Origin of the sequence: Streptomyces sp. NPDC006339 (assembly GCF_040612775.1) — a bacterium.
GTDB lineage: Bacteria > Actinomycetota > Actinomycetes > Streptomycetales > Streptomycetaceae > Streptomyces.
In genome coordinates this window covers 174,031-185,911 of record NZ_JBEXQW010000009.1, presented here as the reverse complement: position 1 = coordinate 185,911, position 11,881 = coordinate 174,031, and the positions used below count along the sequence as shown (strand labels likewise).

Below are 11,881 nucleotides of genomic sequence, written 5' to 3'. Positions count from 1 at the left end.
CCCACCGCCCCGTCACCGCGCCCCTTCGGAGGGTTCCGCATGCATGACGACCGCAGTCTCGTCGAGTCCCGGCTCAAGCGGGTCCTCGACGAACGGATCCGCCCCGCCGTGTACCCCCTGTCCGTGCCCCTCCAGGTCGGGATCTGGACCGCGCCGGACGAACCCGTGCCCGTCACCGAGGGCCTCGCCGCGCCCCGTACCCCGATCGCCGTCGGCGACGCGTGGGGCGCGCCCTGGGGGACCAGTTGGCTCACCGTCTCCGGCACCGTGCCGGAGGAATGGGCGGGCCGCACGGTCGAGGCGCTGATCGACCTCGGCTTCGACGCCAACATGCCCGGCTTCCAGTGCGAGGGCCTGGTCTACCGCCCCGACGGCAGCCCGGTGAAGGGCCTCAACCCGCGCAACCAGTGGGTGCGGATCGCCTCCCCGGCCGCCGGCGGCGAGGAGGTGCTGCTGCACGTCGAGGCCGCGTCCAACCCCGTCATCCTCGACTACCACCCCTTCCTGCCCACCGAGCTCGGCGACAAGGACACCGCCGGCGACCGGCCGCAGTACCGGCTCGCCCGCATGGACCTCGCCGTCCTCGACGAGACGGTCTGGGAACTCGTCGCCGACCTGGAGGTGCTCGGCGAGCTCATGGCCGAGCTGCCCGTCGAGGGCGCCCGCCGCTGGGACATCCTGCGCGCCGTCGAACGGGCCCTCGACGCGATCGACCTCCAGGACGTGGGCGGCACCGCCGCCCGGGCCCGCGCCGAGCTGACCGGCGTCCTCGCCTCGCCCGCCGAAGCCTCCGCCCACCGCATCAGCGCCGTCGGCCACGCCCACATCGACTCGGCCTGGCTCTGGCCGCTGCGCGAGACCGTACGCAAGGTGGCGCGGACCACCGCCAACATGACCGCCCTCCTGGAGGACGAGCCCGACTTCGTCTACACGATGTCGCAGGCCCAGCAGTACGCCTGGATCAAGGAGCACCGGCCCGAGGTGTACGCCCGGGTGAAGAAGGCGGTCGCCGAGGGCCGCTTCGTCCCGGCCGGCGGCATGTGGGTCGAGTCCGACACCAACATGCCCTCGTCGGAGGCGATGGCCCGTCAGTTCGTGCACGGCAAGCGGTTCTTCCTCGACGAGTTCGGGGTGGAGAACCAGGAGGCGTGGCTGCCCGACACCTTCGGCTTCGCCGGCGGACTCCCGCAGATCATCAAAGAGGCCGGCTCGAAGTGGCTGCTGACCCAGAAGATCTCCTGGAGCCAGGTCAACTCCTTCCCCCACCACACCTTCTGGTGGGAGGGCATCGACGGCACCCGCATCTTCACCCACTTCCCGCCGATCGACACCTACAACTGCTCCATGCAGGGCAGGGAGATCGCCCACGCCGTAAGGAACTTCAAGGACAAGGGCCGCGCCTCGCACTCCATCGCGCCCACCGGCTGGGGTGACGGGGGCGGCGGCACCACCCGCGAGATGATCGCCAAGGCGGCCCGGCTGCGCGACCTGGAGGGCTCGGCCCGCGTCCGCTGGGAGCGGCCCGCCGAGTTCTTCACCAAGGCACAGGCCGAATACCCCGATCCGCCGGTCTGGGTGGGCGAACTGTATCTCGAACTGCACCGGGCCACCCTCACCAGCCAGGCCCGCACCAAGCAGGGCAACCGGACGAGCGAGAACCTGCTGCGCGAGGCCGAACTGTGGGCCGCCACCGCCGCCGTACGAACCGGACTGCCCTACCCGTACGAGGAGTTGGACCGCATCTGGAAGACGGTGCTGCTGCACCAGTTCCACGACATCCTGCCCGGCTCGTCCATCGCCTGGGTGCACCGCGAGGCCGAGCGCACCTACGCCGCTGTCGCCGAGGAACTCACCGCGATCATCGACCGGGCCCAGCGCGCGCTCGCCGGCCGGGGGGACTCCGACGTGGTCTTCAACGGCGCCCCGCACGCCCGCGCCGGGGTGCCGGCGGGCGGCGCCCGCCGCGCCGACGCGCTGCCCGCCGCCGGCGGCCGCTGCACCGTGGAGCCCGCCGACGGCGGCGGCCACGTCCTCGACAACGGACTGCTGCGGGTCACCGTGGACGCCCGCGGCCTCGTCGTCTCCGTCGTCGACCTGGACACCGGACGCGAGACGATCGCCCCCGGCGCCGCCGCCAACCTCCTCCAGCTCCACCCCGACTTCCCCAACATGTGGGACGCCTGGGATGTCGACCGCTTCTACCGCAACACCGTCACCGACCTCACCGGCCACGACGAGATCGTCGTCACGGCCGACACCCCGCACACGGCGGCCGTCCGCGTCACCCGCTCCTTCGGCTCCTCCACGGCCGTCCAGACCCTCACCCTCACGGCAGGAGCCAAGCGGCTCGACCTCGACACCGAGGTCGACTGGCACGAGACCGAGAAGTTCCTCAAGGCCGCCTTCCCGCTCGACCTGCACACCGACCGCTACGCCGCCGAGACGCAGTTCGGCCACCTCCACCGCCCCACCCACACCAACACCAGTTGGGAGGCGGCCAAGTTCGAGGCGTGCAACCACCGGTTCGTGCACCTCGAGGAGCCCGGCTGGGGCGTCGCCCTCGTCACCGCCTCCACCTACGGGCACGACGTCACCCGGACCGTACGGCCCGAGGACCACGGCACCACGACCACCGTCCGGGCCTCCCTGCTGCGCGCCCCCCGCTTCCCCGACCCGCACACCGACCAGGGCCTCCACCGCTTCCGGCACGCCCTCGTGCCCGGCGCCGACATCGGCGACGCGGTCCGCGAGGGCTACCGGATCAATCTGCCCGAGCGGCGCGTGCCCGGCGGCGCCGACGTGGCGCCCCTGGTGAGCGTGGACGACGACGCCGTCGTCCTCAGCGCCGTCAAACTGGCCGACGACGGCAGCGGCGACGTCGTGGTCCGGCTCTACGAGTCACGCGGCGGCCGCGCCCGCACCCGCCTCGCCGCGGGCTTCCCGCTCGCCGCCGCCCGACGCTGCGACCTGCTGGAACGGCCCCGCGAGGACGCGCTCGCGGTACAGGCCGACGGTGTGGCGGTCGACCTGCGCCCGTTCCAGTTGGTCACCCTGCGGCTGACGCGCGGCTGACGCGCAGTTGACGCACGGCTGAGCGGCCGGGCGGCTGAGCGGCTAGGGCGACCGGCGGCCGGTCGGCCGTGGGCCTCAGGCGGTGACCCGGGCCTGGTGGACCCTCAGATGGAGGGTCGCCAGGTCCAGCAGGGGCGTGGCCACGCCCAGGGCGCGGGCCCGGGCCGTCAGGTCGCCGAAGAGATGCTCGACCTCGGTGGGCCGGCCGGCCACCAGGTCCCGGTAGAGCGAGGGCACCAGCGGCGACCCGGCGGCCGTCACCACGTCCAGGACGGCCCGGCGCTCCACTTCCGGTACGGGGTGGCCCGCCGCGGCCGACACGGCGACGGCCTCGTCGAGCAGAGCGGTCGCCAGCTCCGTACCGCCCGGTGCCGCGTTGACCTCGCCGACCGTGCCCCGCACGAGGGCGGTCAGGGCACCGACCGTGGTGATGAAGACCCACTTGTGCCACATGGCGGTGAGGATGTCGGCCGGCACGCGCGCGTCGACGCCCGCGTCGGCGAGCACCTTCCGTATCGCCTCCCCGCGCGCCGACACACCGCCGTCCAGCTCGCCCAGCTCGATCTGCGCCAGCGGCGCGAAGCGCCGGATGTCGCCCTCGTCGTCGAGGGTCGTGACCACCTTCGAGACCCCGCCGAGCACCCGCTCCGAGCCGAAGCGCGCGACGAGCGCGTCGACGTGGGCGAGGCCGTTGAGCTGCGGCACGATCGCCGTGCCGGGCCCGACGGCCGGGGCGAGGTCCGCCATGGCGGCCTCCAGGGCGGTGGCCTTCACCGACAGCAGCACCAGGTCGTACGGGGAGGGCGCGGCCGCCAGCTCGTCCGCGGTGACGAGCACGGGGTCCAGCCGCCACACCTCGTCGCTCCCCACCACCACCCGCAGGCCCCGCCGGCGCAGCGCCTCGGCGCGGGCCGGCCGGACGAGGAAGGTGACGTCCTGACCGGCGCGGGCGAGCAGGGCTCCGAAGTAGCCACCGGTGGCACCGGCGCCGACGACCAGGATCCTCATCGTGGGACGACCTTTCTCTGAGCCGGACGTGCGGGATGGGCGGGGGCGGGATGGGCGGGGGTGGGGCGTGTGGGGTGGGAGGGACGTGTGGGGTGGGGGAGGAGCGGGGTGAGCAGCCGGTGCGGCCGGGCCAGGGCCGCCGTCACCGGATCGGCGTCCGGGCCGGCGGGGGCGGCCCCCGGCCCCGGGGCGACGACGAGGTCGCCGACGGGGACCACGGTTCCGCAGCCCGTACAGGCGCCGTCGGCCGGAACCGGGGCGTTGTCGGCGGCATGCCGGTAGACCCGGCGCGGACCGCCGTCCGCCGGATAGAACGTGTCGCCCCAGTCGGTGAGCGCGCGGACCGCCGGCCACAGGGCGACGCCCTTGGCGGTGAGTTCGTACACCTCGCGGCGGCCGGTGTCGGGCCGGCGCTCCAGGACCCCGGCGCCGGTCAGCGTGGCGAGCCGGTCGGTGAGGACGGCGCGCGGAACGGAGAGGTGCGCGGCGAACTCGCCGAAGCGGCGGACCCCGTGGAAGGCGTCCCGCACGATCAGCAGGGTCCAGCGCTCCCCGACGATCTCCATCGAGCGGGACAGCGCGCAGCTCTGCCCGCGGTAGTCGCGCGGAAGTGTCATGGACAGACCCTATACCGAAGAGTTCGGTCACCGAACCGTTCGTTGGCGCACGGGACGTGCCGCCGCTCTCCGGTTAGGCTCTCCGCACGATGACCAGTCCCCGGGGACCCCAGCGAGCCGAGCGTGCCGAGCGTGCCGAGCGAGCCGAGCGTGCCGAGCGAGCCGAGCGGCCGTCGTCGCCCAAGGCCGACAAGGCGGGCGTGCGCCGGCACAACCTGAGCCTCGTGCTGCGCACCGTGCACGAGAGCGGCGAGACGACCCGTGCCGCGGTCGCGGCCCGCGTCGGCCTCACCCGCGCCGCCGTCTCCTCGCTGGTCGAACAGCTCCTGGAACTGGGGCTGCTCGTCGAGTCGGGCAAGACCTTCAGCGGCCAGGCGGGCCGCCCCGGCACGGTCCTCAAACCCGCCACGACCGGGCCCGCCGGCCTCGGCGTCGAGCTCAACGTCGACTACGTGAGCGTGTGCGTCGCCGACCTCACCGGAGCCGACCGGGTCCGCCGCACCATGCCGCTCGACAACCGCGTCCTCGCCCCCGTCGAGGTGCTGCGCCGGGCCGCCGGCATCGCCGCCGAGGTCCTCGCGGAGGCCGCGGAGCGGGATCTGCGGCCGACCGGCGTACGGCTCGCGCTGCCCGGCCTGGTCGCCGGCGGCACCGTCCACCAGGCCCCCAACCTCGGCTGGAACCGGGTCGACGCGGACGAGCTGTTCGCCCGCGCGCTCCTCGCCGCCCGGCCGCCCGGCGCCCCCGCCCTGCCCGTCGCCTCCGACAACGAGGCCAACGTCGCCGCCCTGGCCGAGCTGTGGTTCGGCGACCTCGGCGACATCCGCACCTTCCTGCACGTCACCGGCGAGATCGGCGTGGGCGGAGCGCTCGTCGTGGACGGCCGGCTCCTCCGCGGCGCCCACGGCTTCGCCGGCGAGATCGGCCACCTCACCGTCGTGCCCGACGGCCCGCGCTGCCGCTGCGGATCGAACGGCTGCCTCGAACGGTACGCGGGCCAGTCCGCGTTGCTGCGCGCCGCCGGGGCGCGCGGGGTCGACGGTCTCGTGCGCCGCGCGGAGGCGGGGGAACCGCGGACCCTCGCCGCGCTCGACCAGGCCGGCCGGATGCTCGGCGTCGCCGTCTCCGGCGCGGTCAACCTCCTCGACCCCCAGGCCGTGGTCCTCGGCGGCATCTACCCGCGCCTCATGCGCTGGCTCGCCCCGGCCGCCGAGGCGGAGCTCGCCCCCCGCGTCGTCTCCGGCCTCTGGACCCCCACCAAGGGCCGCCTCCGCCCCGCCACCACCACCGCCGACGCCGCCCGCGGCGCCGCGGCCCTGGTCCTCCACGACATCCTGTCCGACCCCCTGGCGTACGGCGGTTCCCCGAGCTGAGCGCCACCGTCCGGCCGACGGGCTGGGCTGGGTTGGGGACTGCCGTCCGGCCGACGGGCTGGGCGGGGCTGGGCACTGCCGGTGGGCGGTGCCTCCGGGTGGCGCGGGTGCCGCACGGCCGGGTCTTGGCCGGTGGGTCCCGGGGTACGGCGGTGGGTGCCGGGTGGCGTGGGCCGCCGCTTGGTGTGGTCCGCGTGTGCCGGGGGCCGGGTGGCGGGTGGCGTGGGGCCGCCGGGCGGCGCGACCCGCTTGCGGCCGGTGCCGGGGCGCGCCCACGGCGATCGGGCGTCCCCCGGTGCGTGGCCGACCGTCGGGGCGCCGGCCCGTCGGCGTACGAGCCGGGCGACCTGTCGCCGGGCGGTGCCTTCCGGTCGCGCGGCTGCCGCACGGCCGGGCCTCCACCGGTGGGCCCCGGACGTCGTGGTGGCCCGGCGGGGCGCGGATGGCCCGAGGTGGTGCCCCCGCGTGAGTCAGGTGGCTTGGCGCGGCGGCGTGATGGGGATCACCGCCGGGCGGGGGTGTTCGGCAATGCCGAACACCCCCTACGGTGGCCGCGTCGCCCCCGAGTCGGGACCGTGGGCCCGCCCGGCATGTGCCACAGGAGTCACTCGTGTTCACCTTCACCTCGCAGGACGGCGTCGAGATCCACGTCCACGTGTGGCAGCCGGCCGGTCCGGCCCGCGGTGTCGTGCAGATCGCGCACGGCATGGGCGAGCACGCCGGGCGCTACGCCCCGCTCGCCGAGCACCTCACCGGGCGCGGCTACGCCGTCTACGCGGGCGACCACCGGGGCCACGGGCTGTCCATGCACGCGGGGCCCGGCGTGCTCGGCGACGACGGCTGGAACCTCCTCGTCGCCGACATCGCGGCCCTCACCCGCATCGCCCGCGAGCGCCACCCCGGTCTCCCCGTGATCCTGCTGGGCCACAGCATGGGCTCCTTCGCCGTGCAGCAGTACCTGCTCGACCACGCCGCACTCGTCGACGGCGTCGCCCTCTCCGGCACCACCGCGGTCGACCGGCTCGTCGTCGCCCTCGTCGAGGCGGCGGAGCAGGCCGCGCGGCAGGGCGGAACCGGAGGCGGCGGTGGTGTCTTCGACGCCTTCAACGCCGCCTTCGCGCCCGCCCGTACCGACGCCGACTGGCTCAGCCGCGACGAGGAACAGGTCGACCGCTACCTCGCCGACCCGCTGTGCGGCTTCGCCGCCGACGACCGGGGCATGGCCGACATGGGAGCCGCGGCCGGCCGGCTGGCCGCCCCGGAGGGCATCCCGGCCGGACTGCCGCTCTACGTCATGGTCGGCGACCGGGACCCGCTCAACGCCCGCCTCGCCCTCTCCGACCTGCTGGTCTCCCGCTACCGCGAGGCGGGGCTCACCGACGTCACGTACCGCGCGTACGAGGGCGCCCGCCACGAGGTGCTCAACGAGACCAACCGGGACGAGGTCGTCGCCGACCTGACCGCCTGGATCGAGCGCATCACTGGCTGACGCCCCGTCAGGTCGTGGCCGTCCGCTAGACGCGCACCCCGTGCGCCCGCAGATACGCGAGCGGGGGGACGTCCGAGCCGAAGTACGGCGTGGTCCGCACCTCGAAGTGCAGGTGCGGACCGGTCACCCGGCCCGTCGCGCCCGACAGGGCGATGCGCCGGCCGGCCGCGACGCTCTGGCCCACCGACACGTCGATACGGGACAGATGCGCGTACTGGCTGTAGCGCCCGTCAGGGTGCCGGATCACCACCTCGTAGCCGTAACTGCCGCTGTATCCCGTGCGGACGACCCGGCCGGGGCCGACCGCGCGGACGGTGGTGCCCGACGGCACCGCGAAGTCCTGGCCCGTGTGGTAGCCCTTCGACCAGCTTCCGCGCTGCCCGTAGGAGCCGGTGAAGACGTACGACGAGACCGGCGCCGTCCAGCCCGGCGTCGCCGGAGCGGTCGTCGAACCGCCCCGGGAGGAACCGTCGTTGAACCCCCCGCTCTTGGGCCTCCCATCCTTGGACGCCCCGCCCTTGGACGCCGCGCCGCCGGCCTTCGCGCCCGTGCGCTGCTCGTACTTCCACGCGTGAGCGGTCCAGTACCAGTGGCCGCCGCTCCTGTACCAGTACACGCGGTCCCGGGCGTCCCAGCCCTGGCGGCCGCGGAACACCGGCTCGCCGGTGCGGCGGGCGGGGGAGGCGGCCGGTCGGTGTGCCGCGTCGCCGCCGGTCCGCTGGGCGTACGTGGCGTGGTGGCGGGTCCAGCGCCACTGCCCGGCCTCGTTCCGGAACCAGTAGCGGGAGCCGTCCCAGCCGGCGTGCGAGGGTGCCGGTTCGGCGGTCGCCGGACCCGCGGCGGTGCCCGCGAGGGCCACCGCCCCGAGCGTCGCGACGACGGTGCCGCGTACGCCCCGCAGCCCGGCGTGACCGCCGCCGCGCGCGGCGCGGGCGGCGGTCCGGGCCGCCGCGCAGCCCGGGCAGGCGCAGCCGCCCCCCGGTATCACGTCGGTGAACCGGGGCGTCTCCAGATCGGTCGTGTCCAGCATCGCTCATCACTCCTGACTCTGTTCGGGCAGTCCGCCACGTCGCGTGCAGAAGGCCACCGTCAGATCCTTGACGAGGGCCTGGCGTTCGAAGTCGTCGAGCTCGACCAGCCCACGGGCCGTCAGCCGGGTCACCGTGTCGTCCACGGCGTCGATCACGCTCGTCAGCACCGTGTCCCGGTGCTTCGCGTCGATCGCCGCGAGCTGCCGCCGCCTCATCGCCGCCGCGACCTCCGGCGCGTACTCGATGCGGGTCGGCTGCGCCGAGAAGACCGCGACGCCGACCGGCCGGCACTCCGCCGCAAGCAGCCGGGTCAGCCGGTCGCCGACCGCCTCCGCGTCCCGCAGCGAAGGCCCGTCGTCCCGGAACGCGTCCGCCGGCAACTGCGACAGCACCCGCGCGGTGGCCGCCTCCACTTGCTCGCGCAGATACTCCAGGTGGTCGTCCACCGCCAGCAGCGCCCGTGCGGTGTCCCGCACCGACCAGACGACGAGCACCACGACCCGCAGCGCCGCCCCCTCGGCGTCGACCACGGCGATCGGCTCGCTGCGCCAGTGCCGCAGCCGTACGTCGATCCGGCGCCGCAGCACGAACGGGCTGATCCACACCAGGCCGGTGCGCCGGACACTGCCCCGGTAGCGGCCGAAGAGCGTCAGCACCCACGCGGTGCCGGTGCGGCCCCGGGTGAGGCCGCCGAGGGCGACCACCGTGACGACGGCGCAGCAGGCGAGGACGGCCCACTGCCACGGCGGCAGGTGCACCGGGCGCGGCGGACGGGCCGGCCACAGCAGCGCGGCCGCCGCGCCGAGCGACGCGAGGGCGACGAGAACGGCGCACCAGCCCGGCAGCGCGGGGCCGGGCCGCTCCACGAGGTCGGGCTCCTCGGGCGGCGGCCGCAGCGGGCGGCCGGGGGCCGTGGCCGCCGGTGCCGTCATCTTCGCTGCCCTGGTCGTCGGCACGCTGGTCTTCGGTGCCTTGGTCGTCGGTGCTTTGGTCGTCGAGACGGTGGTCGTCGGCGCGGTGGTCGGCGGAGTCGTGGGGGCGGCCCGGAACAGGTCGTCCATCGGTATGCCGTCGGTGTGGAAACGCACGCGCACGGGCAGGGGCCGCTTCGGTGGCTCGGTCATGAGGCCCTTCCGGCCGTCCCCCGACGCGGTGACGGGGTGACGACGTGTCGGATGATCTTCAGAACCCATCGTCACAGGGGTTAATGTCCGGAATGCCGCGACGAAAGTCCTGAATCGGGCGGACTTTGGTCCCCGGCCGATCGCGCGTGAAGGGGCGTTGTCAGTGGGTCCCCCTACCGTTCTCGACATGACGACGAAGACCTATCTCGAGCTGTCCCAGGACGGCGGCGGCGCGCACAAGTTCTACGAAGTGACCGTCGACGGCACGGTGGTGTCGGTCCGTTACGGACGGATCGGCGCGGACGGGCAGACGCAGACCTCGACCTTCCCGACGGCCGAGAAGGCCCGGGCCGCGGCGGCGAAGAAGATAGGGGAGAAGGTCCGGAAGGGATACGCTCCGGCGGTCCAGGGACAGCGCGCCCCGCGCGCCGTGTCCCGCCGCGCGGTCAGCTCCGCCCCGTCCACCGCCCGCGCGGTCGCCCCCGTCCTGTGGCGCTTCCGCACCGGCTCCGCGGCCTTCGGCATCCACGTCGACGACGAGCGCTGCTGGGTCGGCAACCAGGCGGGCGAGGTCTTCACCCTCGGCCACACCGGCGAGGTCCAGGCCCGCTTCAGCCTGCCCGACGGCGTCAAGTGCCTGGTGGCCGACGACTTCTGGATCTACGCGGGCTGCGACGACGGCCGGGTCTACGACCTGTCGTCCAAGCTGCCCTTCGCCGCCTACGACATCGCCGCCGACGTCGACATCTTCTGGCTGGACATCCACGAGGGCGTGCTCAACGTCGCCGACCGCTCCGGCCGGCTGACGGTCATCGACCACGAGGACGAGCACCAGTGGGCGCGCTCCGGCCGCGGCGAGCACGCCTGGATGGTCCGCGCGGACTCCCACGCCGTCCACTACGGGGACAGCCGGGGCGTCACCGCCTACGCCCCCGACGGCGGCGGCGAGCTCTGGCACACCCCGACCGAGGGCGGGGTGCTCTTCGGCTGGCAGGAGGACGCCTCCGTGTACGCGGGCACGGCCCGCCGCAAGGTGCACCGCCTCGCCAAGAAGGACGGCAGGACCGAGGCGGTCTACGGCTGTGACAGCCCCGTGTACTCGTGCGCGACCTCGCCCGGCGGCCGGTTCGTCTTCGCCGGCGACAACGCCTCGTCGGTCTACTGCTTCGCCGAGGACGGCACCCGGCTGTGGAAGCTGGGCACCGGCGGCGGCTCGGCCCTCTCCATGCAGTACCGCGACGAGCGCCTCTACCTGGTGACCACGGACGGTTCGCTGGTGTGCGTGGACGCGAGCGAGGCCGCCATCGCCGCCGCCCAGCAGGGCACCGTCCCGGTCGCCCAGGACATCAAGCTCGCCGCCGCGCTGCCCACCTACGCCCCGGCGACCACGGTCGCCGCCGTCGACGCGGTCCGCGCCGTCCCGGCCGGCTCCGTCGTCGTCGAGTGCGTCCAGGAGGGCGGAAGGACCCGCGTGCAGGTGGTGACCGAAGGCTACGAGCCGGGGTGGAACGTGCAGTTCCCGCGGGCCATCCGGGAGCCCGGCGCGCGTTACGTGGTCGACTCCCTGCACCCCGCCTCCGGCGGCTTCTACCGGGTCCGCGGCGACATCAGGCGGCTGCTGTGAGCGGCGGCTTCGAGGCGGCCACGGGCGACGGGCCGCCGCTGCCCGAGGGCGAGGCGGAGCAGCGCTCCCGCGAGGTGCGGGCCGCCTTCGAAGGGCTGTTGCAGATCCGCCGCGTGTCCCACGGTCAGGACGGCGGCGACCCCGCCGCCCGGCCCGCCGCGTGGGAACGCCGACAGCCGGTCCGCGCGGTGGCCCTGGCCCTGGAGGCGGCGAAGCAGCCTCCGTCGGCGGTCGACGCCTCCGGCGCCCGCGTCGCCACCGGCTACCGCGTCACGCCGGGCGAACGCCCCGGTACCGCGGTCGTCGAATGGCTGGGCCCGCCCGCCTCCGGCGTCGCCCAGCAGGAAGAAGCCGCCCTCACCGCCTGCGCGTCCGCCCTCACCCGCCTCGGCTGGGACGCCCTGCTCTACCGCGGTCCCCGCAGACACCGCTTCCTGGAGGTCGAGCCTGCCGGGCCGCCCGACTGAACCCCGCCCCCGGGCGCGGCGCTTCTCCGATCTTGCGGTCCGGTCGGGCTGAACGGTCGCGCGGGCCGGGTTCGCG

8 protein-coding genes and 1 pseudogene are annotated in these 11,881 nt (G+C 74.8%); 5 read left to right on the top strand and 4 right to left on the bottom strand.

Translation table 11 applies throughout. From position 1 onward, the window contains the following. Window positions 1-39: 39 nt before the first annotated feature. Window positions 40-3,072: a glycoside hydrolase family 38 C-terminal domain-containing protein gene (locus tag ABZ135_RS10135; protein ID WP_356693783.1), complete on the top strand. Its 3,033-nt coding sequence runs from the start codon at window positions 40-42 to the stop codon at window positions 3,070-3,072. A gap of 75 nt (window positions 3,073-3,147) precedes the next feature. Here ABZ135_RS10135 and ABZ135_RS10130 read toward each other — a convergent pair whose 3' ends face one another. Together ABZ135_RS10130 and ABZ135_RS10125 are read right to left on the bottom strand one after the other, a co-directional pair. Then, window positions 3,148-4,080: a ketopantoate reductase family protein gene (locus ABZ135_RS10130; RefSeq protein WP_356693781.1), complete on the bottom strand. Its 933-nt coding sequence runs from the start codon at window positions 4,078-4,080 to the stop codon at window positions 3,148-3,150. Continuing rightward, window positions 4,077-4,697, bottom strand: a complete 621-nt coding sequence (locus ABZ135_RS10125; protein WP_356693779.1) for a helix-turn-helix domain-containing protein — start codon at window positions 4,695-4,697, stop codon at window positions 4,077-4,079. Before ABZ135_RS10125 ends, ABZ135_RS10130 begins: the two co-directional genes overlap by 4 nt. Window positions 4,698-4,786: 89 nt before the next feature. Between ABZ135_RS10125 and ABZ135_RS10120 the strand changes: the two genes are divergently transcribed. Next, on the top strand, window positions 4,787-6,070 hold the full coding sequence (locus ABZ135_RS10120) for an ROK family transcriptional regulator (protein ID WP_356693777.1): 1,284 nt from the start codon (window positions 4,787-4,789) through the stop codon (window positions 6,068-6,070). A 610-nt stretch (window positions 6,071-6,680) separates the two neighbouring features. Then, window positions 6,681-7,559 carry an alpha/beta hydrolase gene (locus ABZ135_RS10115; protein ID WP_356693775.1) on the top strand — a complete coding sequence of 293 codons (879 nt, stop codon included), beginning with the start codon at window positions 6,681-6,683 and terminating at the stop codon, window positions 7,557-7,559. Window positions 7,560-7,584: 25 nt separating this feature from the next. Here ABZ135_RS10115 and ABZ135_RS10110 read toward each other — a convergent pair whose 3' ends face one another. Together ABZ135_RS10110 and ABZ135_RS10105 are read right to left on the bottom strand one after the other, a co-directional pair. Further along, complete coding sequence (locus ABZ135_RS10110; protein ID WP_356693773.1) at window positions 7,585-8,589, bottom strand: M23 family metallopeptidase; 1,005 nt, start codon at window positions 8,587-8,589, stop codon at window positions 7,585-7,587. Window positions 8,590-8,595: 6 nt separating this feature from the next. Then, window positions 8,596-9,468 (bottom strand): annotated as a pseudogene (locus ABZ135_RS10105) (SPFH domain-containing protein); the annotation flags it as partial. Window positions 9,469-9,901: 433 nt separating this feature from the next. Here ABZ135_RS10105 and ABZ135_RS10100 point away from each other — a divergent pair. Both ABZ135_RS10100 and ABZ135_RS10095 read left to right on the top strand, forming a co-directional pair. Beyond that, window positions 9,902-11,338 (top strand): WGR domain-containing protein, encoded by a 1,437-nt coding sequence (locus tag ABZ135_RS10100; RefSeq protein WP_356693771.1) that lies wholly within the window; start codon window positions 9,902-9,904, stop codon window positions 11,336-11,338. Further along, window positions 11,335-11,805 (top strand): hypothetical protein, encoded by a 471-nt coding sequence (locus ABZ135_RS10095; protein WP_356693769.1) that lies wholly within the window; start codon window positions 11,335-11,337, stop codon window positions 11,803-11,805. The genes ABZ135_RS10100 and ABZ135_RS10095 overlap by 4 nt, the downstream gene beginning before the upstream one ends. The last annotated feature ends 76 nt before the right edge of the window (window positions 11,806-11,881 follow it).

What these genes read in the sequence shown, in the direction of transcription:
- ABZ135_RS10135 (WP_356693783.1), top strand. Translation starts at nt 40, where the DNA reads ATGCATGACGACCGCAGTCTCGTCGAGTCCCGGCTCAAGCGGGTCCTC.
- ABZ135_RS10130 (WP_356693781.1), bottom strand. Translation starts at nt 4,080, where the DNA reads ATGAGGATCCTGGTCGTCGGCGCCGGTGCCACCGGTGGCTACTTCGGA.
- ABZ135_RS10125 (WP_356693779.1), bottom strand. Translation starts at nt 4,697, where the DNA reads ATGACACTTCCGCGCGACTACCGCGGGCAGAGCTGCGCGCTGTCCCGC.
- ABZ135_RS10120 (WP_356693777.1), top strand. Translation starts at nt 4,787, where the DNA reads ATGACCAGTCCCCGGGGACCCCAGCGAGCCGAGCGTGCCGAGCGTGCC.
- ABZ135_RS10110 (WP_356693773.1), bottom strand. Translation starts at nt 8,589, where the DNA reads ATGCTGGACACGACCGATCTGGAGACGCCCCGGTTCACCGACGTGATA.
- ABZ135_RS10100 (WP_356693771.1), top strand. Translation starts at nt 9,902, where the DNA reads ATGACGACGAAGACCTATCTCGAGCTGTCCCAGGACGGCGGCGGCGCG.